The following is a 22,920-nucleotide window of genomic DNA, read 5'->3' as shown; positions in this document are numbered from 1 at the left end:
ATCAAGTCGGTGCGCGCGGCGGAAAAATCCGCGTGGGCATCCAGAAAATCAGCAGGATCAACGCCACCGCGACCGCGGCCATGACGTAGTACAAATCCGAAGAAGTCAGCACCACGGCCTGCTCATGCAGGCGGTGCGCCAGGCCCGGCGCATCGCCGTCGGCCAGGGGCGAATTGCCCAGACGATCGACCAACATGGTCGAGTGGAAGTGCAGGCGCTGGGTGGTCAAGGTATCGAGCACGCCGGTGGCGATCACGGCGGCCAGGCCCTTGATGGTGTTGAACCAGGCCGAAGCAAACGGCCCGTCCATGGGCTGGATACTGCCGGTGGAGAGCATCAGCAGCGGCAGCACGGCCATCGGTTGCCCGAAGATTTGCAGCAGGTACAAGCCGTAGAAGTCGTCGCGAATCCACGCTGACGTCAGATGCGCACTGCCCACGCAGCACAGCACCAGCATGCCCAGGCCGATCCCCAGCACCCAGCGGCAATCGACCCAGCGCAAGTTGCACAACGCCGCCACCAGCGGCAGCGCGACCAACTGCGGGATCGCCATCAGCAACATCACCGGCGCGGTTTGCAGTGGACGGTAACCCTGCACCTGGGCGAGAAAACTCGATGGGATGATGATTACCGAGGTCAGCACCATCAGCACGCCGGCCAGCACAATCAGGGCGAACGCCAGGTTGCGCAGGCCGAGCATTTGCAGCTTGAAGAAGGGAATGGGCTGCGACCATTCGTTCAGCATGAACAGCACCAGCAACACCCCCCCGCCACACAGCAGGAAGGTGATCAGGCCCGACTCGAACCAATCCAGGCGGTTGCCTTGCAGAATGCCGATCACCAGCATGCAAATCGCCGGGAAGCCCAGCAGCAGGCCGCGCCAGTTGAACTGCTTGAAGCGCTCCAGACGCAGCGGGTCTTGCGGCAGACCATAGGCCACGGCGGCCATGGCCAGCAGGCACGGCGCGACGATTTGCCAGAACGCCCACTGCCAGCCGACGTACTCGGTCCACAGGGCCGCCAGCGGTGTGCCGAGGCTTGGGCCGAAGGTAGCGGTGAGTGCGTAGCCGGCCAGGCCGTACAGCTTGACGTTGGCCGGCAGGAAACGCAGGGCCACGGTCATCAGCATCGGCGGCAACGCGCCGCCGGCCAGGCCTTGCACGGTACGCAAAACCAGCAGGCTTTCGTAGTTCGGCGCGAACGGGCAGAGGACGCCGAGCACCGTGAACAACCCGATGGCATACAAGGTGAAGCGACGCAGGGAAAACGTTACCGAACACCAAGGCGCAAAGGCCATGGCCGCCACGGAAGTGGCGGTGTAGGCCGCGACGAGCCAGGTGCCTTCGTCAAACCCGATGTACAGCGCGCCACGGATATCCGCGAGAGCCACTTTGGTGACCATCTCGTTGAGACCGGAGACCAGCACCGCCAGCAACACCCCGACCAGGCCGATGATGATGCGCGGGCCGAATACGGGCGGGGTCATGGCAGTGGGTCTGGCTGCGGCCGCAAGGGTGGGGGCAGCGAGGGAAGTCATGAACAGGTAACTCGGAATGATCAATACCCGAGCAGTTTAATCAGGCACACACATGACAAAAAGTTACTTGTTGGCAGGATATAAGTGCGCCAAACGCAATTGTCAGGCGGGCTGGGCTTCGAGCCACGTGGCGTGACAGCTCTCGCGCATGGTTTCACGCAGCCATTTGTGGGCGGGGTCCTTGTCGAAGCGCGGGTGCCAGGACTGGGCCAATACCAGGGTCGGCAACGAGATCGGCAAGGCGAAGGCGCGCAGTGGCAGTTTCAGGCGCGTGGCGCTCAGCAGCGCTTCCTTGGGCACCGGCAACAGCAAATCGGAATCGGGCAGCATGAACATTGCACCGTGAAAGCCCGGAGCGATCATCGCCACGCGACGTTCCAGGCCCTGGGCGTTCAGTGCGGTATCGATCGGCCCCCGCGCAATACCGCGCCGCGAGATGCTGATATGGGAATAGCTGGCGAAACGTGCAGCGGTGATTTCCTCATCGAACAACGGATGGTCCTCCCGCGCCAGGCCGACGAAGGTAGTGGAGAACAGGTTCTGCACCTTCACTTCAGGGCTGGCGGGCATGGTGTTGCTCACCCGCAGATCCAGGCGACCTTCGCGCAGCGCCTCGTCGTCGGTGTCGCCTTCGGGCACGAAGCACAGTTCGCACAGGGGGGCCATGCGCTCCATGGTGTCGAACAGGCGCCCGCCATACACACCGATGAAAAAGTCATTGGCACGCACGCTGAAGCGGCGACGCAAGGTACTCAGGTCCACCTGGTCCGCCGAACGGAACAGCAGCGCCGCCTGCTCCACCACATTGCGCACCTGGCCTTGCAACTGCAGGGCCTTGGGCGTGGGCACCAGGCCACGACCGGCGCGCACCAGGATCGGGTCGCCCACGGCTTCGCGGATACGCGTGAGCGTGCGGCTCATGGCCGCCGGGCTGAGGTTCATGCGGCGCGCGGCGCCGACCACGCTGCCCTCGTCGAGCAGGGCGTCGAGGGCGACCAGCAGGTTCATGTCCGGTAGTTGCATGCCAGGCACTCGTGATCGGTGGCGCGTGAATTTGACGCAATCGTAGCGTATTCAACGTTGCATGCCCCAGCGTTTCACGGTCAAGCGCTCGAATGTGTCGAACACCAGGTTCTCCACCAACAGTCCGATCAGGATCACCACCGCCAGCCCGGCGAACACCTTGTCGGTGTACAGCTCGTTGCGGTTCTGGAAGATGTACCACCCCAGGCCACCCTTGCCGCTGGTGGCACCGAATACCAGCTCGGCGGCGATCAGGGTGCGCCAGGCAAATGCCCAACCGATCTTCAGGCCCGCGAGGATCGACGGCAGCGCCGCCGGGATCAGGATGAACAGCACAAAACGCATGCCCTTGAGGCCATAGTTGCGACCGGCCATGCGCAGGGTTTCGGACACGCTGAGGAACCCCGAGTAAGTATTGAGTGCCAGCGCCCACAACACGGAATGCACCAGCACAAAAATCAAGCTGTTCTGCCCCAGGCCGAACCACAGCAGCGCCAGCGGCAGCAACGCAATCGCCGGCAACGGGTTGAACATCGAGGTCAGGGTACTCAGCAAGTCGCGTCCCAGTTGGGTCGACACCGCCAGGGTGGTCAGGGCGAACGCCAGCACGATGCCGATCAGGTAGCCTTTGATCAGCACAGCCAGCGAGATGCTGACTTTGCTGAGCAATTCACCACTGAGCAGGCCGTCGTAAAGCGCATGAAAAGTCTGCAAGAAACTCGGCAACAGCAGGTCGTTGTCCTGGTAGCGTGCAACGGCTTCCCAAAGGATGGCGAGCACAATCAGGATCAGGCCCTTGCGCAGCCAGCCTTGTTGCCACAGGCGCTGTCGCAGGGGCAACTCGCGTTCCACAGGGACGCTGAGCAGCGGTTCCAGGGTGATTTCAAATTCCTCGCGCATTGGGTTGACCCTTCAGTAAGCGATGCGGATATCGGCGAAACCCAACTCACGTTCGGCCTCGGGTGCTTCATCGAACAGCAGGCGATGAATGCGCCGCGCCGATGCCTGGAACGCCACGCCCCCAAGGCTGTGCAGGTCGTATTGATGGCTGTGGACTTCCGCACGTACGCGCCCGGGATGAGGCGACAGCAACAGGATGCGATTGCCCACCACCAGCGCTTCTTCGATGGAGTGGGTGACGAACAGCAGGGTAAAGCGCACCTCTTCCCAGAGCAGCAGCAACTCTTCCTGCATTTTGCGTCGGGTCAGGGCGTCGAGGGCGGCGAAGGGCTCGTCCATCAGCAGGATTTTCGGCTGCATGGCCAGGGCGCGAGCGATGGCGACGCGGGCTTTCATGCCGCCGGAAAGGGTATGTGGATAGGCATCGGCAAAGGCGCTGAGGCCGACTTTGTCGAGGTAGTGCAGCGCGCGCTCTTCAGCTTCGGCGCGCTTCAAGGTCTTCGAGGCCAACAGCGGGAACATCACGTTCTGCTTGACGGTTTTCCACGGCGGCAACTGGTCGAACTCCTGGAACACCACGATGCGATCCGGGCCGGGTTGCTCGACCTTTTGCCCCAACAGGCGGATCTCGCCTTCGCAGGGTTTGATAAACCCGGCGATGGACTTGAGCAAGGTGGATTTGCCACAGCCTGACGGGCCGAGCAGCACGTAGCGGTCGGCCGGGTCGATCTCGAAACTCACTTGGTGGGTGGCCCGCACCACCCGCTCGGGCGTGCGATATTCCAGGCTGACGTTATCCACCGCCAGCAGCGGCTGCGCCGTGTTCAGAGTGCTGGCCGCGTGGCCTTGCAGGGGCATGTTCATTTCATCTCACTTGGCGCAAAGGGGATCAGAAAGGCGCATCGCCCTGGATGGTGGTGCGAAACAGCTTGCGGCGCAGGTGGCTTGGGCAGCCGGCGGCCAGGTGGATCAGCGAGCGGTTGTCCCAGAACACCAGGTCGTGGGGCTGCCATTGGTGGCGATAGATGTTGTGTGGCAACACGCTATGGGCGTAGAGCTGGGCCAGCAGGTCACGGCTTTCGTCTTCCGGCAGGCCGACGATGCGGGTAGTGAACCCTTCACTGACGAACAGCGCCTTGCGGCCGTTTTCCGGGTGGGTGCGCACGATGGGGTGCACGACTTCCGCGACCTGGGCGAGCTGCTCTGGGGTCAGCGTGGGGCGCCAGTTACCTTCGAATTTGGTTTCGCTGTAACGCGCGGTGTAGGAATGCGCGGCGCTGCGGCCCTCGACGGCTTTACGCAGGTGCTCGGGTAACTGGTCCCAGGCTTTGTGCATGTCGGCGAACAGGGTATCGCCACCTTCAGACGGCAGTTCCTGGGCGTGCAGCATCGAGCCCAGGCTCGGCAGCTCTTTGTAAGACAGGTCCGAATGCCAGAATTTGCCCGCATCTCCCAGGCCGATGGATTGGCCGTTTTCGATGATGTTGGAGACGATCAGGATTTCCGGGTGGTTGGCCAGCAGGAACTGTTTGAGCACGTGGATCTGCAGCACGCCGAAGCGGCGACTGAAGGCGATCTGTTGTTCGGGGGTGATGCGTTGGTCGCGAAACACCACGACGTGGTGGTCCAGGTGCGCTCGATGGATGCGGGTGAAATCCTGATCGTTGACCGGACGCGACAGGTCCAGGCCGATGATCTCGGCGCCGACACTGCCGGAAAAAGGAAGAATCTCGAAGGTTTGGGCGGTGGCGGTCGCTGTTGGAACAGTAGAGGTGGCGGACATGAGGTCACTCCCGGTCAGTCAGGAGAGCGACTTTATAGATATAAGAACTTCAATTTAAATACCGTTAATGAATATCCATATGCAGGAAAGTACCGTGAGAACTCATCCCTCTGGCACCTGGGAAATAAATTGCAACGGCAAAGTGTTGAGTACATCGCCGGCGGTCTTGCCATTGGTGGCTGCTGGAACAGGCTCAATGAACCTGGTTGCGTAAGACGCCATAAATGCCGGGTGTGGGCGCTGAGAGCATGGTGTTGAACCGCTTACAAGCCGAAACCGTGCCCGTTTGACAAGCTCATGGGCAGTCTCTAGTGTGCATTGGATCCAATTAGCCACCCAATTAGAAAAAGGAGGATAGCGTAACCGTGACGCAGAAGCCGAACCCTTTGAACAGCATCAAGATAAGCGGTCCTATTCCCGCGCATCTTGCTCGTTCCGTGATTGAAGAAACCTTGCGCAACGCCATCCTGGATGGTCGATTGCCCTGCGGTACCGCTATGCGTCAACAGGAACTGGCGAGCCTGTTCGGAGTCAGCCGCATGCCGGTGAGGGAAGCCTTGCGCCAGCTGGAAGCCCAATCACTGCTGCATGTGGTAACGCACAAAGGCGCCGTGGTTGCCCCCTTGATCGAGGACAACTCGGCCGAGACCTATGAACTGCGGATGCTCCTGGAGTCTGAGGCGCTGCGCTTGTCGATTCCTTTGCTCACCGAGGCCGATATTGCCGAGGCGGACGCCATTATTTGTGCTCTGGAGCAGGAAAAAGACTATGCCGAAATGGGCCGCCTCAATCGACTGTTTCACATGGCCCTCTATGGCAAAGCACCGAACCAGCGGCTACTCAAATTGGTGGAGCATGGGTTGAACGAAGAGGAGCGTTTCCTGCGTTATAACCTTGAGGCCATGGGGCTGGGCGAGACGTCCCAGGAAGACCACCGCGAACTGCTGAACCTGGTGGCGCGGAAGAAAACCCAGGAAAGCATCCTGACGCTGCGCAATCACTTGATGCGAGGCATGGAAGTGATCACAGCGTACCTCAATGGTCTGGATGCCCAAGGCAAGAAAGATACGCAGTAAGGCACACGGCCCTCTTGCCCCGACCTTCCCTGTGGCGGGGCATCCTGACTGACGGTGAGCGCCTCGCCCGAAGAAACTTCCCACTTACAACCAAGACGCCAACTTACATAAATATTATTTAGAAAAACTTCTAACATATTTGTATGTTCGCCAACTTGTTTAACCCGCTTATTATATTTATTAACAACCCCGGCACTCGTCATATTTAGCGACCCTGCACGCCAGCAGCCGTTTAACAACGACTGCCCCCTGCCAACATAAAGAACTCATCGCTGTTTACACAGCAGACGCGACAACTTATAGGCATCAACCATGCATCAACCGTTACTTGAAACAGCAAAACTGCAGTTATGCAGCCATTCGTTATTTTCAGAAATAACTTCCTTACGGAAGTTACAACTTTTCATGGAGAGCCATGTATTTGCAGTCTGGGACTTCATGACCCTCGCCAAACGCCTGCAACAGGATCTGACCTGTACACGCCTGCCCTGGCTGCCACCGACAGACCCGCTGGCCGCACGTCTGATCAATGAGATCGTATTGGGCGAGGAGTCGGACGAACATCCCGCGCAAGGCTATTGCAGCCACTTCGAACTCTATCTGGAGGCCATGGCCGAAGTGGGCGCCAGCACCACGTCTATCAACCGCTTTATTACGCTGCAACGCCAAGGCCTGGAAGCACATGCTGCCTTACAGGAAGTCGAGGTTCTTCCTGGCGTGGCGCGCTTTGTCAGCGACACCTTGAACCTCGCGCTGAGCGCTCCCACCCATTGTGTGGCTGCAACATTCCTGTACGGACGCGAGCATGTCATCCCGATCATGTTCGAGCGCATCCTGCAATCCGATCAACGCCTCCACCACCAGGCGCCTACCTTGTGCGCCTACCTCAAGCGTCACATTGAGATGGACGCCCAGGAGCATGGGCCGGCCGCCGAGCAGTTGCTCGAACGGCTCGCCAGCGCAGACCCGGCGCACGCGCAACAGGCCCATGACGCAGCCCTTACCGCCATGGAAAACCGCATCGCGTTCTGGGATGAGGTTCAGGGCTCGTTGCAAGAGGTGCGCCCATGAACACCGGCGACTACCCATCCATCGCCGACGACTGGGAGCGCCGCGCAACCATCCGTACACGCCCTCGCCGTTTGCTGGAAAACGATGACAAGCTGATCTACCCACTGTGCCGCCAACCGTTGGTGCTCAGTGCGACTTTTCTTGAACACTGCCCGCAATGGCGCGATTTCGTGCTGGTGCAGAGCTTCTACAAGTTCATCAACGACGTGGTGATATTCGAGACAGAGATCGTCGACAAGACTGCGCGCAGCATTGCCAAGAACCGCTTCTCGATCCCCTTCCCGCTGGCCTGCCGCGTTGATGCAATGACGGTCGTCGTGGACGAGGACTACCACGCACTGGTCGCACTGGATTTCCTGCAGCAAACCGTGGCCCTGACCGGCATACAGCCGTTGGAGCTACCCAGGCAAATCGAATTGACCCGCGCACTGCCGACAGCACAAGCCCAGGCGCCAGCCCATCTGCACGATGCAGTAGAACTGATTGCCGTGGCCATCGCCGAAAACACGGTGACCCATGATGTAGCAGCATTCTCCAAGGACAGCAGTGTCAAAGCCTCCATCCGTGGCTTGATGGCCGACCACCTGTTTGATGAAGGCCGCCACGCGCACTTCTGGACGCGACTCGTACGCATGTATTGGCAAGCCGCGAACGCGGACGATCGCGACAGTATTGCCAAGGTACTGCCGACGTTCCTGGCTCAGTACCTTACGAACGATCTGCAAAAAGACTTTGACCTTCACTTGATCGAACACCTCGACATCGACGCCAGCCTGCGCAACGCGTTGCGCAATGAAATCGCCGCGCTCACCTTCCCCATCACCCGCCGGCACCCGCTGTTGAGCAATATCCTTGGCTTCCTGCAACACAGCGGTTTGCTGCAGACACCGAGTGTGGTGCACGCGTTGAAAGACTATTTGCCGATGCCTGGGGGCGCGATATGAGGCGCCTGACAATCGGATTTTCCGGTGCCAGCAGCGCCTTGGACGCCATCAGACGGGAGCTGGAACAGTATGGGCATGCCTCGAGCGATGAAGGCGTCGACCTGTGGATAGACGACGGACGTCAGCCGCTGCGGGACCCGGCAGACCCAACCCCGGCGTTGAGCCTGCGCCTGGGCGTTGGCCCGGTATCCGACTGCGGACTGCCCGCGCTGCAGTTGCGCGCCTATGGGGCTAGCCGGAGCTTGTCGGGAGTCCTGGACATCGCCGACGAACCAACGGGCAACGGGCAACGCTTACGCCACCAAGTGAGCCACGCATTGGTGGAATGGGTCGCGCTGCACGTCAGTCGTTTGTCACGGGACCCTGGATATTTCTCCGTGAGTGCGGTTGCCAATGACTGGCCAGAGCAGGGTTTGGATGCGCTTGACGCGCTGGCGTTTGTCCATCGATTCAACCGCACCGAAGACCTCGCTGTACTGCGCGAAGCTCAAGTGCCCGTGATTGAACGCGTGCAGGCCAGCCTCCATAGGTCCGCTGATCGACCGGCGCTGAGGATCGCCGGTAGCGTAGTGACTTACCGCGAGTTGCACGTCCAGGCCCTCACGATCCAGCAGCAGTTACACCCCATGCTGGGCAATACGCAGGCGCCCCCCGTGGTTGGCGTGTGCCTGGAAAAATCCATCGAGTTGTACGCCAGTATCCTTGCGGTGCTCGGCTGTGGAGCGGTGTATCTACCGCTGGGCCCGGACCATCCGCCACAACGCCATCAAGTGATGCTCGAGACCGCAGGGGCGCATGTGTTGCTGGACGCCGGTCAACATCCTTTGCGAGCGCACTTCACTGCACTGGATGTCACCCGTCTCGACCTCAGGCATGTCGACCTCACGCTTGCGTTGATGCCAGCTCGCCCCCACCCCGATGCGCCCTGCATGACGCTCTTTACGTCTGGCACCACAGGCCAACCCAAGGGCGTGCTGCTCAGCCAGGCAAACCTGGCGCATTTCACGGCCTGGTTCAGGTCCTGTATGAACCTGGATGACCAGAGCCGTGTCTTGCAGTTCTCACCATTGAGCTTCGACTCATCGCTGATCGATATTTTCCCCGCTCTGATAGCGGGTGCCGAGTTGATCGTCCCCAGCGCCGAACAACGCCACGCCCCTGAGCAACTGTTGGATCTGCTCCACCAGCAACGCGTCACCCATGCCTTTTTGCCGCCTGCGCTGTTGAGCATTCTGCCGCTTGATCAACCATTGGGCCTGACGCACCTGCTGACCGGCGGCGATGTGTGCGAACCCCATGTCATCGAACGCCTGGCAGGGCAGTGCCGGTTTCACAACCTGTACGGGCCCACGGAGACCACGGTGCTGGCCACCCATCGGACACTGCACCCCGGTGACTGCAACCGCAACCTCGGCTACCCCATCGCCAACAGCCAGGTGCTGATCCTCGATGACACTCTGCAACCGGTGGATGAAGAGGTGATGGGTGAGGTGTACATCGTCGGCCCCGGAGTCAGCCTGGGGTATGTGGGCACGTCGCAACCGTCTGCCAGTCCTTTCGTGGAACTGGCAGTACCAGGAGGTCAGCCACTGCGGGCCTACCGCAGTGGCGACCTGGCACGATGGACCGCCGACGGGATCGTGCTGGGTGGACGGCGTGATGACCAAGTGAAAATCCGCGGGTTTCGGGTCGAGCCGCAGGAGATTGAACAATGCCTGCGCAATAGTCGGCTGTATCGCCAGGTGGCGGTAGTAATCGACCGGGACAGCAGGATCCGCAGCTACATCGCCCAGCCTGAACCAGACGCGAGCGTGGCCGCCCTGAAGCACCATGCACGGCAATGGCTGCCAGACTACATGCAGCCGGGTTTCTGGGAGGTGTTGCCCCACCTGCCGTGCTCCGTCAATGGGAAAGTCGACCGGCCGGCATTGCTGGCACTGCCGATTCGGCCTGCGTTGCAAGCGGACGGCAGTGCCGCGAAAAATCCGCTTCACGTTCGGTTGTCCTGCTTGTGGAGCGAGCTGCTGGCAGTGCCCGCAGGTAATCTGTCTATTGACCAGAGCTTCTTCGATCTCGGCGGGCATTCGATTTTGCTATCGACCTTGCTGCTGCGTGTTCGCGAGCAATTCGGCCGTAGCTTTGTGTTGAGTCACTTTATTGAAGTGCCGACGATTCGTACGCTCGCAACGCTGGTGGAGAACGGTGAACGACCTGATGCAGGATCCGGCCGGGCCGCTCGTGATGCTCAATCGGAGTGGGTGCTCGACACATTGCCCGAGGACCGTGCAGGTGATCCGCACAAAGTGATCGTGACCGGAGCCAACAGTTTTGTGGGTGTCCATATCGTCGAAGCATTACTGGCCGCTGGTGCAACCGAGGTGGCGTGCCTGGTACGTGAGGAACCGGGGCGGTCGCCAATGTCACGACTCATCCAGGCGTTACATGAATACCGCCTGGAGCATGTGGACCTGAGCCGAGTGAAGGTATATGCGGCCGATATCAGCCAACCTCGATTGGGCCTGGCTGACGCTGTGCATGAGTCTCTTGCCAGAGACTTCGGCGTGCTGGTCCATAACGCGGCGCGGGTCAATCACGTGATGGACTATGCGTCACTGACGCGGGACAACGTTGACCCCATACGCGAATGCCTGCGCTTGTGTGAAACCCACCGCAAGAAAGTCTTCAACTTTGTCTCGACACTGTCGGCCTCAAGCAGTGTCGACTCGCAGGGCTATGTCCTCGAAGCACCCGCCTCTACCACGCTGCCGCTGTACATCAAGAATGGCTACAACCTGTCCAAATGGGTTGCGGAGCGGCAGTTGGGGCATGCGGTGGCGCGCGGTGCCTGGGTGAATATCCATCGTCCCGGCAATATCAGCTTCAACAGCCGAAACGGTGCATGCCAGCCGCAAAAAAATCGCCTGATGCTGATGCTCAAGGGGTCACTGCAACTGGGCCTGCTGCCCCGGCTGGCGCTGAACTTCGACCTGATGCCGGTGGACTTTCTGGCTCGCTTCATTGCATTCCACTGCACCCGCTTTCACGCCAGCCGGAGTGTGTTCAACCTGCATAACCCACAACCGTTGAGCTGGGCGCACTACCTGGATGCGTTCAGTCGGGCGGGCCATCGCTTCAAGCGAGTGGGCATCGCGCAATGGCAGCAGGCGCTGCGAACGGTAAGCCAGGACAACGCACTGTTTGGCGTGCTCGGTTTTTACCTCGACCGTCTCGACGAAGACATCGGGGACACTTCAATGATTCGTTACGACAACGCGCGACTAGGTGTCCAGCAGATGGGTGAACACTACCCCGCAAAGGACACGGCACTGTTGAGCAAAGGCTGCAATTACCTCAAGGCCATCGGCTTTCTTTGAATACCCCAGGACAACCTCATGAAACTGCTGCAACCCGATACGTTAATCCGCAACCCGAGTGGCCTGCCGATAGTGGCGTCCGTTGTGGTCAACTGCTCCGCCTCTCGCCTGTGGGACATGGTGGGGCAATTTGCCGGCTTCGATATGTTCATTCCGGACTTGAGCCATATCGAAATGAGGGGCTCAGGCGTGGGCGCCTTGCGGACAAAATTCTTCCGCGATGGCAATTGTGTAGTGGAGCAACTCAATAGCCGGGACGAGCAGGCTATGCACATGACCTGGACCACGATCTACAACACCCTGGGTGTGGCCAGACTATGGGCGGCGATCCAAGTGGAAGCAATTGAAGCGGAGCGCGCCGAGGTGATGTGGACAATTATTGCAGAGCCCACAGAGGAGGCGAACGAGGGGTTCGAACAGTTTGTGCAAGGCTTTGCCAGCAGCGCCCTGGACAATGTCCGTCGAATGCTCAGCTAAACGGCAGGAGCGACTCGATGCGCCCCCGCCGTTGAATCAGCGGGTCATATCTTGAAGCTATCGACCAATTGCTTCAAACGATTGGCCTGCTGCGAAAGGGCATCGCAATCCTTCAGGGTTTCATTGAGATTCGCCACGCCCTGCTGGTTCAGCAAGTTGATCTGATTGATGTCCACATTGAGGGTCTCCACCACGGCCGTCTGTTCTTCAGTAGCTGCGGCGACGGACTGGTTCATGCCGTCGATCTCAACGATCCGCTGCGTCACACTTACCAGGCGCTCACCAGCCTGGTTCGCGACTTCTACGCTTTCTTCGCTGGAGGCCTGGCTGGCGTTCATGGTGGTGACCGCTTCGCGCGAGCCTACTTGCAGCGAAGTGATCATTTTGTGGATCTCCTCGGCCGACTCCTGGGTGCGGTGAGCCAGGTTACGCACCTCGTCGGCGACCACTGCAAAGCCTCGCCCGGCCTCACCTGCACGGGCGGCCTCGATGGCAGCGTTAAGCGCCAGCAAATTGGTTTGCTGGGAGATGCCTTTGATCACATCAAGGATGTGACCGATGTTGTCGGTGCTGGCGTTCAGGGTCTCGATCTGGGTGCAGGACAAGCTGATCTTTTGCGACAACTCAGACATGGCAAGGATGGTCTGCTCGACCACTTTGCGGCCATCGTCGGCCTGCTCGCTGGCACCACTGGCGTGTTGTGACGCATCGGCGGCGTTGCGCGCGATTTCCTGGGTGGCGGCACCCAGTTCATTGATCGCTGCGGCGACGCTGTTAGTGCGCGCGCTTTGCTCGTCGGAACCGACGATTGAGGCATTGGACGAGGCCATCACACGCTGGGACAAGTCATGCACCTGGCGGGTAGCCGAGGACACTTCCGAAATCGAAGCATGGATGCGCTCTACGAACTGATTGAACGCACTGCCGACTTCGCCAAATTCGTCCTTGCTGGTGACCGCCAGACGACGGGTCAGGTCACCCTCGCCCTGGGCGATATCCTGCATCGCCACGCCCATAGTGGTCAGGGGTCGCAGCAAGACTTGAATCAGCAAGCTCAGGAGCACGGCAATCGCAACCACGGCGATCAACATGGCAATCAACGCAGATGTCCGGAATTTGCCCAGCGGTGCGTAGGCTTTATCTTTATCAATCGATAGGCCGATATACCAATCCGCGCCTGGCAAGCCGCTGATAGGGGTGAATGACAAGATTCGGTCCTGGCCATTGAGAACGACGTCCTGACTGACCTTCTCAATCCGCACTTGGGTGCCGGGGTAGATGTCCTTGAGGTTTTTCATCACCTGGTCCTGATCGGGACTGACGATGACTTGCCCGTCACCACTGACCAGGAACGCATGACCAATGCCGCCAAAATCCACCGAGTTGATGATCTTCACCAGGGTCTGCAGACTCAGGTCACCGCCGACCACACCGAGCAACTCGCCGTTCTTTTTTACCGGCATGGCAATGGTCACGATCTGCCCACCCACCGCTGCCATATAGGGTGGCGTAAGCATGGGTTTATCTGCAGCGACTGCTTGTTTGTACCAAGGGCGCTGACGGGGATCGTAGCCGTCGGGCATTTTTGCGTCAGGACGTTGGGTAAACACGCCGTTGGTTTGGCCAACATAGGTGAACTGGAAGTTATCAGTGAACGCCGGCTGATCAACCAGGCCAGGAAGGTCGGCACCACTGCCTTGGTGAGCAACGTTTTGCGTAAGGCTTTCGAGCACCAATATTCGGCCACTAAGCCAGTTCTGCACACTGCTGGCAGTGAGTTCACCGGATTGCTGGATGGACGACTCCAGGTTCTGCTTGATCGTGCTGCGCTGCAGGTAGTCGTTGTAGAGGGTGAATAACGCGAAGGCCAGAACCACGACGCCTGACGCGGCCAGCAGAATTTTATGACTGAACTTGAGATTCATTTCATCGACTTCTTTTGCCAAAGGGGGGTGAGCGTGCCGAGCGGAACATTCCATGTAACGGTATAGGCAGCTTCTCGGGCCGCTCTATTTCGGTGCACGCATGGCTCGTCAGGCTTTCGGCCAAGCCGCGGTAAAGCTTAGAAAATTGTGAGACGTTTCTGATTTTTAAGCAGGAAACTGACCAGCGGTAGGCATATGTGAGGAAACTACAAATTGTGCCGACTTATAGCCCCAAACGACAAAACCCCTGTCTGCGCTAGCAGACAGGGGTTTTGGAATTCAATCTTGACGATGACCTACTCTCACATGGGGAAACCCCACACTACCATCGGCGATGCATCGTTTCACTGCTGAGTTCGGGATGGGATCAGGTGGTTCCAATGCTCTATGGTCGTCAAGAAATTCTGTGTACCGGACCGTTGGGTTAGCAACGTGCCGGTGAAATTCATGGACTTCTACATAAACAAAACCCCTGACTGCGTTAGCAATCAGGGGTTCTGGAATTTAATCTTGACGATGACCTACTCTCACATGGGGAAACCCCACACTACCATCGGCGATGCATCGTTTCACTACTGAGTTCGGGATGGGATCAGGTGGTTCCAATGCTCTATGGTCGTCAAGAAATTCGGGTACTGAGTCGTGGCCTGCGCCTCGCTTCAGCAAATTGGGTATGTGACAGCTTTCGGTGTTTTGTGAACGTCGAACTTTCGGTTCATTTCGTCTTCACACACCGCAATCTGATGCTCGTTAGAGTAGTCAAATTGCTTGGGTGTTATATGGTCAAGCCTCACGGGCAATTAGTATTGGTTAGCTCAACGCCTCACAGCGCTTACACACCCAACCTATCAACGTCGTAGTCTTCGACGGCCCTTCAGGGAACTCAAGGTTCCAGTGAGATCTCATCTTGAGGCTAGTTTCCCGCTTAGATGCTTTCAGCGGTTATCTATTCCGAACATAGCTACCCGGCAATGCCACTGGCGTGACAACCGGAACACCAGAGGTTCGTCCACTCCGGTCCTCTCGTACTAGGAGCAGCCCCTCTCAAATCTCAAACGTCCACGGCAGATAGGGACCGAACTGTCTCACGACGTTCTAAACCCAGCTCGCGTACCACTTTAAATGGCGAACAGCCATACCCTTGGGACCGGCTTCAGCCCCAGGATGTGATGAGCCGACATCGAGGTGCCAAACACCGCCGTCGATATGAACTCTTGGGCGGTATCAGCCTGTTATCCCCGGAGTACCTTTTATCCGTTGAGCGATGGCCCTTCCATACAGAACCACCGGATCACTAAGACCTACTTTCGTACCTGCTCGACGTGTCTGTCTCGCAGTCAAGCGCGCTTTTGCCTTTATACTCTACGACCGATTTCCGACCGGTCTGAGCGCACCTTCGTACTCCTCCGTTACTCTTTAGGAGGAGACCGCCCCAGTCAAACTACCCACCATACACTGTCCTCGATCCGGATAACGGACCTGAGTTAGAACCTCAAAGTTGCCAGGGTGGTATTTCAAGGATGGCTCCACGCGAACTGGCGTCCACGCTTCAAAGCCTCCCACCTATCCTACACAAGCAAATTCAAAGTCCAGTGCAAAGCTATAGTAAAGGTTCACGGGGTCTTTCCGTCTAGCCGCGGATACACTGCATCTTCACAGCGATTTCAATTTCACTGAGTCTCGGGTGGAGACAGCGCCGCCATCGTTACGCCATTCGTGCAGGTCGGAACTTACCCGACAAGGAATTTCGCTACCTTAGGACCGTTATAGTTACGGCCGCCGTTTACCGGGGCTTCGATCAAGAGCTTCGCGTTAGCTAACCCCATCAATTAACCTTCCGGCACCGGGCAGGCGTCACACCCTATACGTCCACTTTCGTGTTTGCAGAGTGCTGTGTTTTTAATAAACAGTCGCAGCGGCCTGGTATCTTCGACCGGCATGAGCTTACGGAGCAAGTCCTTCACCCTCACCGGCGCACCTTCTCCCGAAGTTACGGTGCCATTTTGCCTAGTTCCTTCACCCGAGTTCTCTCAAGCGCCTTGGTATTCTCTACCCAACCACCTGTGTCGGTTTGGGGTACGGTTCCTGGTTACCTGAAGCTTAGAAGCTTTTCTTGGAAGCATGGCATCAACCACTTCGTCACCTAAAAGGTAACTCGTCATCAGCTCTCGGCCTTAAGATCCCGGATTTACCTAAGATCTCAGCCTACCACCTTAAACTTGGACAACCAACGCCAAGCTGGCCTAGCCTTCTCCGTCCCTCCATCGCAATAACCAGAAGTACAGGAATATTAACCTGTTTTCCATCGACTACGCTTTTCAGCCTCGCCTTAGGGACCGACTAACCCTGCGTCGATTAACGTTGCGCAGGAAACCTTGGTCTTTCGGCGTGGGTGTTTTTCACACCCATTGTCGTTACTCATGTCAGCATTCGCACTTCTGATACCTCCAGCAAGCTTCTCAACTCACCTTCACAGGCTTACAGAACGCTCCTCTACCGCATCACTTACGTGATACCCGTAGCTTCGGTGTATGGTTTGAGCCCCGTTACATCTTCCGCGCAGGCCGACTCGACTAGTGAGCTATTACGCTTTCTTTAAAGGGTGGCTGCTTCTAAGCCAACCTCCTAGCTGTCTAAGCCTTCCCACATCGTTTCCCACTTAACCATAACTTTGGGACCTTAGCTGACGGTCTGGGTTGTTTCCCTTTTCACGACGGACGTTAGCACCCGCCGTGTGTCTCCCATGCTCGGCACTTGTAGGTATTCGGAGTTTGCATCGGTTTGGTAAGTCGGGATGACCCCCTAGCCGAAACAGTGCTCTACCCCCTACAGTGATACATGAGGCGCTACCTAAATAGCTTTCGAGGAGAACCAGCTATCTCCGAGCTTGATTAGCCTTTCACTCCGATCCACAGGTCATCCGCTAACTTTTCAACGGTAGTCGGTTCGGTCCTCCAGTTAGTGTTACCCAACCTTCAACCTGCCCATGGATAGATCGCCCGGTTTCGGGTCTATTCCCAGCGACTAGACGCCCTATTAAGACTCGCTTTCGCTACGCCTCCCCTATTCGGTTAAGCTCGCCACTGAAAATAAGTCGCTGACCCATTATACAAAAGGTACGCAGTCACCCAACAAAGTGGGCTCCCACTGCTTGTACGCATACGGTTTCAGGATCTATTTCACTCCCCTCTCCGGGGTTCTTTTCGCCTTTCCCTCACGGTACTAGTTCACTATCGGTCAGTCAGTAGTATTTAGCCTTGGAGGATGGTCCCCCCATATTCAGACAAAGTTTCTCGTGCTCCGTCCTACTCGATTTCATGACTAAGAGATTTTCGCGTACAGGGCTATCACCCACTATGGCCGCACTTTCCAGAGCGTTCCGCTAATCTCAAAGCCACTTAAGGGCTAGTCCCCGTTCGCTCGCCACTACTAAGGGAATCTCGGTTGATTTCTTTTCCTCAGGGTACTTAGATGTTTCAGTTCCCCTGGTTCGCCTCTTGCACCTATGTATTCAGTACAAGATAACCATCTTATGATGGCTGGGTTCCCCCATTCAGACATCTCCGGATCAAAGTCTGTTTGCCGACTCCCCGAAGCTTTTCGCAGGCTACCACGTCTTTCATCGCCTCTGACTGCCAAGGCATCCACCGTATGCGCTTCTTCACTTGACCATATAACCCCAAGCAATCTGGTTATACTGTGAAGACGACATTCGCCGAAAATTCGAATTTCTCAATTAAGAGAACTCACAAATTTTACCTTAGCCTGATCCGTTACCAGTGAAAGTAACGTTCAGTCTATCTTTCTATCACATACCCAAATTTTTAAAGAACGATCTAATCAAAGACTAGAAATCAACATTCATCATCACCTGGATGGAATGCTCATTTCTAAGCTTTCATACGTCAGAAGCAGTAGTGGTGGAGCCAAACGGGATCGAACCGTTGACCTCCTGCGTGCAAGGCAGGCGCTCTCCCAGCTGAGCTATGGCCCCGTATTTCTACAGGCGTTTCCCACACAAAATTGGTGGGTCTGGGCAGATTCGAACTGCCGACCTCACCCTTATCAGGGGTGCGCTCTAACCAACTGAGCTACAGACCCAATTTCGGGCTGCTTCTTTATCGTCTTCTTCAATGAATCAAGCAATTCGTGTGGGAACTTATGGAGCAGCTGATGTCGTCGATTAAGGAGGTGATCCAGCCGCAGGTTCCCCTACGGCTACCTTGTTACGACTTCACCCCAGTCATGAATCACACCGTGGTAACCGTCCTCCCGAAGGTTAGACTAGCTACTTCTGGTGCAACCCACTCCCATGGTGTGACGGGCGGTGTGTACAAGGCCCGGGAACGTATTCACCGCGACATTCTGATTCGCGATTACTAGCGATTCCGACTTCACGCAGTCGAGTTGCAGACTGCGATCCGGACTACGATCGGTTTTATGGGATTAGCTCCACCTCGCGGCTTGGCAACCCTCTGTACCGACCATTGTAGCACGTGTGTAGCCCAGGCCGTAAGGGCCATGATGACTTGACGTCATCCCCACCTTCCTCCGGTTTGTCACCGGCAGTCTCCTTAGAGTGCCCACCATTACGTGCTGGTAACTAAGGACAAGGGTTGCGCTCGTTACGGGACTTAACCCAACATCTCACGACACGAGCTGACGACAGCCATGCAGCACCTGTCTCAATGTTCCCGAAGGCACCAATCCATCTCTGGAAAGTTCATTGGATGTCAAGGCCTGGTAAGGTTCTTCGCGTTGCTTCGAATTAAACCACATGCTCCACCGCTTGTGCGGGCCCCCGTCAATTCATTTGAGTTTTAACCTTGCGGCCGTACTCCCCAGGCGGTCAACTTAATGCGTTAGCTGCGCCACTAAAAGCTCAAGGCTTCCAACGGCTAGTTGACATCGTTTACGGCGTGGACTACCAGGGTATCTAATCCTGTTTGCTCCCCACGCTTTCGCACCTCAGTGTCAGTATTAGTCCAGGTGGTCGCCTTCGCCACTGGTGTTCCTTCCTATATCTACGCATTTCACCGCTACACAGGAAATTCCACCACCCTCTACCATACTCTAGTCAGTCAGTTTTGAATGCAGTTCCCAGGTTGAGCCCGGGGATTTCACATCCAACTTAACAAACCACCTACGCGCGCTTTACGCCCAGTAATTCCGATTAACGCTTGCACCCTCTGTATTACCGCGGCTGCTGGCACAGAGTTAGCCGGTGCTTATTCTGTCGGTAACGTCAAAACAATCACGTATTAGGTAATTGCCCTTCCTCCCAACTTAAAGTGCTTTACAATCCGAAGACCTTCTTCACACACGCGGCATGGCTGGATCAGGCTTTCGCCCATTGTCCAATATTCCCCACTGCTGCCTCCCGTAGGAGTCTGGACCGTGTCTCAGTTCCAGTGTGACTGATCATCCTCTCAGACCAGTTACGGATCGTCGCCTTGGTGAGCCATTACCTCACCAACTAGCTAATCCGACCTAGGCTCATCTGATAGCGCAAGGCCCGAAGGTCCCCTGCTTTCTCCCGTAGGACGTATGCGGTATTAGCGTTCGTTTCCGAACGTTATCCCCCACTACCAGGCAGATTCCTAGGCATTACTCACCCGTCCGCCGCTCTCAAGAGAAGCAAGCTTCTCTCTACCGCTCGACTTGCATGTGTTAGGCCTGCCGCCAGCGTTCAATCTGAGCCATGATCAAACTCTTCAGTTCAAACATCTTTGGGTTTTTAAGAAACCCTAAACTTGGCTCAGCAATCGTTGGTTACATCTTTGATTTCTCGCGGAGTAACTTGTGATGCTGATAATCTTGTTGACTATCAGTCTGACCCCACAAGCACCCACACGAATTGCTTGATTCAGTTGTTAAAGAGCGGTTGGTTAAGATCTTTCGTCTCAACCGAGGCGCGCATTCTACAGCAGCCTCATTTGCTGTCAAGTGATTATTTTCAGAAGTTTTCGAAGATTTCTTCAACAACTTCAACCACTTGCGCTTCCGATCTCTCGTTAGCGGGAGGCGAATTCTACAGCGTTACACGCTGCTGTCAACACCTCTTTTTCTCCGCTTTCGATCGAGAGGATCGAAACGTTAATAGAGCCAGACAACACTGCCCTACCAACTCCTTCTGGGCTTCGATGAACTGAAGCAAGTCGCTGTCGAATTCTGCGTAACTCATTGTTTACCAAGGAGTTTTCCGTTTCGACTGCGCCGGAAGTGGGGCGAATTATAGACGTCCAGAATCTGCCGTCAACCCTTAATTTTGCTTTTCTATCAATTAGTTAGAGTTGATTAAAAAACCACCAATAAAGCGCCGCTAATGCTCTCTATATAGAAGACAGAATTCAGATGACGCCCGCAGCCTTCAATGCGACCACATTCGCCACCCCCAGCCCCAATACTTCCTGAAGCACCTTGGCCGTATGCTCTCCCAGCAGAGGAGGCGCACTACGATACTCCACCGGCGTCTTGGACAACCGTATCGGGCTGGCAACCTGAGGCACCATCCCTGCCAACGAATGAGGCAGCGCCATCGCCAGCCCACGCGCCTTCACCTGAGGATCGGCAAACACCTGCGCCAGGTCATTGATAGGTCCACAAGGCACACCCACCCGCTCCAGCTGCGACACCCACTCCGCCGTCGTCTTGAACACCGTAGCCTGACGTATCAGAGGAATCAGCTGTGCCCGATTGGCCACGCGCACCTTATTAGTAGAAAAGCGTGGATCATCTGCCCACTGTGGCTGCCCAGCCACTTCAGCAAACTTGCGGAACTGCCCGTCATTACCCACCGTCAGGATGAAGTCGCCATCGGCCGTGGGAAAGTCCTGATAAGGCACGATATTCGGATGGGCGTTACCCAGGCGCTTTGGTGGCACACCTGTCGTCAGGTAATTCATCGCCTGGTTGGCCAGGCATGCCACCTGTACATCCAGCAATGCCATATCGATATGTTGCCCGCCACCGTCATGATCCCGATGAGCCAGTGCCGCCAGTATCGCCACGGTCGAGTAGAGCCCCGTGAGAATGTCCGTCAGCGCTACGCCAACCTTCACCGGCCCAGCCCCCTCTTCTCCCTCTGGACGGCCAGTCAGACTCATAAGCCCGCCCAAACCCTGAATCATGAAGTCATAACCAGCACGCGCCGCATAGGGCCCTGTTTGCCCAAACCCCGTAATCGAGCAGTAGATCAGCTCCGGGTTGATCTCCTTGAGCGATTCATAGTCCAGCCCGTAAGCCGCGAGACCACCCACCTTGAAGTTCTCGATCAGGATGTCCGACTTGGCCGCCAGCTCACGCACCAGCGCCTGACCCTCCGGCCGCGTGAAGTCAATTGTCACCGACTCCTTATTGCGATTGGCCGACAGGTAATACGCCGCCTCACTGGTGTTCTCACCATAGGCATCCTTGAGGAAGGGTGGCCCCCAGGCGCGCGTATCGTCGCCGCTGCCCGGCCGCTCGACCTTGATCACCTCAGCCCCAAGGTCCGCAAGGATCTGCCCAGCCCAGGGGCCCGCCAGTACTCGAGATAAATCCAGCACCCGCAGGTGCGAAAGCGCGCCCATGCCGTGCTCCTATTAATAGAACGCCTGAAGACCGGTTTGCGCACGCCCCAGAATCAAGGCATGCACGTCATGAGTGCCCTCGTAGGTATTGACCACCTCAAGGTTGACCAGATGACGCGCCACTCCGAACTCGTCGGAAATCCCATTGCCACCCAACATGTCCCGGGCCATGCGTGCGATGTCCAGGGATTTGCCGCACGAGTTACGCTTCATGATCGAAGTGATCTCAACCGCCGCCGTGCCTTCATCCTTCATGCGCCCCAGACGCAGGCAACCCTGCAGAGCCAGAGTAATCTCGGTTTGCATGTCTGCCAGCTTCTTCTGGATCAACTGAGTTGCCGCCAGTGGACGGCCGAACTGATGGCGATCAAGCGTGTATTGGCGAGCGGTATGCCAGCAAAACTCGGCAGCCCCCAACGCCCCCCAGGAGATGCCATAGCGTGCAGAGTTCAAGCATGTGAAAGGCCCCTTCAAGCCACGCACATCCGGAAAGATGTTCTCTTCCGGCACGAACACGTTGTCCATCACGATTTCACCGGTGATGGAGGCGCGCAGCCCGACCTTGCCGTGAATCGCCGGAGCGCTCAAACCCTTCCAGCCTTTCTCCAGGACAAAGCCACGGATATCGCCGGCATCGTCCTTGCCCCACACAACAAACACATCCGCGATCGGGCTATTGGTGATCCACATCTTTGCGCCCGTCAGGCTGTAGCCACCTTCCACCTTGCGGGCGCGAGTAATCATCGCCCCCGGGTCGGAACCGTGGTTAGGCTCTGTCAGACCAAAACAACCGATCCACTCGCCAGAGGCCAACTTGGGCAGGTACTTCTGCTTCTGCGCCTCAGTGCCGAATTCATTGATCGGCACCATGACCAGTGACGACTGCACACTCATCATCGAACGATAGCCCGAGTCAACACGTTCCACTTCGCGTGCGATCAACCCATAGCTGACGTAATTCAAGCCACTGCCACCGTACTGCTCGGGAATCATCGCGCCGAGCAGGCCCGTCTCGCCCATCTCGCGGAAAATCGCAGGGTCTGTCTTTTCATGGCGGAAGGCCTCGAGCACACGCGGCGCCAACTTGTCCTGAGCAAATTGCTCAGCACTGTCGCGCACCATGCGCTCTTCTTCGGTGAGCTGCTGATCCAGCAGCAGTGGATCGATCCAGTTGAAGCTTGCCTTGCCAGCCATGAATAAGCCCTCGCGGAAGAAAACGGAAGTCGTGGAGCCAGCGTA

General features: G+C 57.2%; 13 protein-coding genes, 2 tRNA genes and 4 rRNA genes. 5 read left to right on the top strand and 14 right to left on the bottom strand.

The window, feature by feature from the left end:
- Position 1: 1 nt before the first annotated feature.
- The 5 genes from LUU92_RS00660 to LUU92_RS00640 form a co-directional block, all read right to left on the bottom strand.
- Positions 2-1,537 (bottom strand): MFS transporter, encoded by a 1,536-nt coding sequence (locus LUU92_RS00660; protein ID WP_257102995.1) that lies wholly within the window; start codon positions 1,535-1,537, stop codon positions 2-4.
- Positions 1,538-1,639: 102 nt separating this feature from the next.
- Positions 1,640-2,560, bottom strand: a complete 921-nt coding sequence (locus LUU92_RS00655) for a LysR family transcriptional regulator (RefSeq protein WP_071489597.1) — start codon at positions 2,558-2,560, stop codon at positions 1,640-1,642.
- Between the two features lie 51 nt (positions 2,561-2,611).
- Entirely contained in the window at positions 2,612-3,460 is an 849-nt protein-coding gene (locus LUU92_RS00650; protein ID WP_257102994.1) for an ABC transporter permease, read from the bottom strand.
- A gap of 12 nt (positions 3,461-3,472) precedes the next feature.
- Entirely contained in the window at positions 3,473-4,324 is an 852-nt protein-coding gene (locus tag LUU92_RS00645) for an ABC transporter ATP-binding protein (RefSeq protein WP_071489595.1), read from the bottom strand.
- Between the two features lie 25 nt (positions 4,325-4,349).
- Positions 4,350-5,243, bottom strand: coding sequence for a TauD/TfdA dioxygenase family protein (locus tag LUU92_RS00640; protein ID WP_071489594.1), 894 nt, complete (start codon positions 5,241-5,243; stop codon positions 4,350-4,352).
- Positions 5,244-5,608: 365 nt separating this feature from the next.
- Between LUU92_RS00640 and LUU92_RS00635 the strand changes: the two genes are divergently transcribed.
- From LUU92_RS00635 to LUU92_RS00615, 5 genes are all read left to right on the top strand, one after another.
- Complete coding sequence (locus LUU92_RS00635; protein ID WP_071489593.1) at positions 5,609-6,319, top strand: GntR family transcriptional regulator; 711 nt, start codon at positions 5,609-5,611, stop codon at positions 6,317-6,319.
- Between the two features lie 312 nt (positions 6,320-6,631).
- The gene (locus LUU92_RS00630) at positions 6,632-7,390 is read left to right on the top strand and encodes a DUF3050 domain-containing protein (RefSeq protein ID WP_222540734.1); all 759 of its coding nucleotides are present in this window, start codon (positions 6,632-6,634) and stop codon (positions 7,388-7,390) included.
- Positions 7,387-8,334, top strand: a complete 948-nt coding sequence (locus LUU92_RS00625; protein ID WP_222540733.1) for a diiron oxygenase — start codon at positions 7,387-7,389, stop codon at positions 8,332-8,334. The genes LUU92_RS00630 and LUU92_RS00625 overlap by 4 nt, the downstream gene beginning before the upstream one ends.
- Entirely contained in the window at positions 8,331-11,708 is a 3,378-nt protein-coding gene (locus LUU92_RS00620; protein WP_257102993.1) for an amino acid adenylation domain-containing protein, read from the top strand. Before LUU92_RS00625 ends, LUU92_RS00620 begins: the two co-directional genes overlap by 4 nt.
- 18 nt (positions 11,709-11,726) lie before the next feature.
- On the top strand, positions 11,727-12,185 hold the full coding sequence (locus LUU92_RS00615) for an SRPBCC family protein (protein WP_257102992.1): 459 nt from the start codon (positions 11,727-11,729) through the stop codon (positions 12,183-12,185).
- 44 nt (positions 12,186-12,229) lie between these two features.
- Here the strand turns inward: LUU92_RS00615 and LUU92_RS00610 are convergent, their stop codons facing one another.
- The 9 genes from LUU92_RS00610 to LUU92_RS00570 all read right to left on the bottom strand — a co-directional run bounded on the left by LUU92_RS00610 (position 12,230) and on the right by LUU92_RS00570 (position 22,875).
- Positions 12,230-14,110, bottom strand: coding sequence for a methyl-accepting chemotaxis protein (locus LUU92_RS00610; RefSeq protein ID WP_071489588.1), 1,881 nt, complete (start codon positions 14,108-14,110; stop codon positions 12,230-12,232).
- 283 nt (positions 14,111-14,393) lie between these two features.
- Positions 14,394-14,509, bottom strand: a 5S ribosomal RNA gene (rrf, locus tag LUU92_RS00605).
- Positions 14,510-14,618: 109 nt separating this feature from the next.
- Positions 14,619-14,734, bottom strand: a 5S ribosomal RNA gene (gene rrf, locus LUU92_RS00600).
- Positions 14,735-14,889: 155 nt separating this feature from the next.
- A 23S ribosomal RNA gene (locus tag LUU92_RS00595) occupies positions 14,890-17,781 on the bottom strand.
- A 247-nt stretch (positions 17,782-18,028) separates the two neighbouring features.
- Positions 18,029-18,104, bottom strand: a tRNA-Ala gene (locus tag LUU92_RS00590).
- A gap of 30 nt (positions 18,105-18,134) precedes the next feature.
- Positions 18,135-18,211 (bottom strand) — tRNA-Ile (locus LUU92_RS00585).
- A gap of 83 nt (positions 18,212-18,294) precedes the next feature.
- Positions 18,295-19,831, bottom strand: a 16S ribosomal RNA gene (locus LUU92_RS00580).
- Together the 16S, 23S and 5S rRNA genes with 2 tRNA genes alongside form the textbook arrangement of a ribosomal RNA operon.
- Before the next feature lie 629 nt (positions 19,832-20,460).
- Positions 20,461-21,681 carry a CaiB/BaiF CoA transferase family protein gene (locus LUU92_RS00575; RefSeq protein WP_071490973.1) on the bottom strand — a complete coding sequence of 407 codons (1,221 nt, stop codon included), beginning with the start codon at positions 21,679-21,681 and terminating at the stop codon, positions 20,461-20,463.
- Between the two features lie 12 nt (positions 21,682-21,693).
- A complete protein-coding gene (locus LUU92_RS00570; protein ID WP_003170842.1) occupies positions 21,694-22,875 on the bottom strand; it encodes an acyl-CoA dehydrogenase in 1,182 nt (393 codons plus the stop codon).
- Positions 22,876-22,920: the final 45 nt, after the last annotated feature.

This window comes from Pseudomonas extremorientalis, assembly GCF_024584605.1.
Taxonomy (GTDB): Bacteria; Pseudomonadota; Gammaproteobacteria; order Pseudomonadales; family Pseudomonadaceae; genus Aquipseudomonas; species Aquipseudomonas extremorientalis.
The sequence above is the reverse complement of the archived record's forward strand: the minus strand, read 5'-3'. Positions and strand labels throughout refer to the sequence as shown.

Bases quoted from the DNA above. Each gene is read 5' to 3' on its own strand.
- LUU92_RS00610 (WP_071489588.1), bottom strand. From the start codon at position 14,110: ATGAATCTCAAGTTCAGTCATAAAATTCTGCTGGCCGCGTCAGGCGTC.
- LUU92_RS00630 (WP_222540734.1), top strand. From the start codon at position 6,632: ATGCATCAACCGTTACTTGAAACAGCAAAACTGCAGTTATGCAGCCAT.
- LUU92_RS00615 (WP_257102992.1), top strand. From the start codon at position 11,727: ATGAAACTGCTGCAACCCGATACGTTAATCCGCAACCCGAGTGGCCTG.
- LUU92_RS00575 (WP_071490973.1), bottom strand. From the start codon at position 21,681: ATGGGCGCGCTTTCGCACCTGCGGGTGCTGGATTTATCTCGAGTACTG.
- LUU92_RS00570 (WP_003170842.1), bottom strand. From the start codon at position 22,875: ATGGCTGGCAAGGCAAGCTTCAACTGGATCGATCCACTGCTGCTGGAT.
- LUU92_RS00660 (WP_257102995.1), bottom strand. From the start codon at position 1,537: ATGACTTCCCTCGCTGCCCCCACCCTTGCGGCCGCAGCCAGACCCACT.
- LUU92_RS00645 (WP_071489595.1), bottom strand. From the start codon at position 4,324: ATGAACATGCCCCTGCAAGGCCACGCGGCCAGCACTCTGAACACGGCG.
- LUU92_RS00650 (WP_257102994.1), bottom strand. From the start codon at position 3,460: ATGCGCGAGGAATTTGAAATCACCCTGGAACCGCTGCTCAGCGTCCCT.
- LUU92_RS00640 (WP_071489594.1), bottom strand. From the start codon at position 5,243: ATGTCCGCCACCTCTACTGTTCCAACAGCGACCGCCACCGCCCAAACC.
- LUU92_RS00625 (WP_222540733.1), top strand. From the start codon at position 7,387: ATGAACACCGGCGACTACCCATCCATCGCCGACGACTGGGAGCGCCGC.
- LUU92_RS00655 (WP_071489597.1), bottom strand. From the start codon at position 2,560: ATGCAACTACCGGACATGAACCTGCTGGTCGCCCTCGACGCCCTGCTC.
- LUU92_RS00620 (WP_257102993.1), top strand. From the start codon at position 8,331: ATGAGGCGCCTGACAATCGGATTTTCCGGTGCCAGCAGCGCCTTGGAC.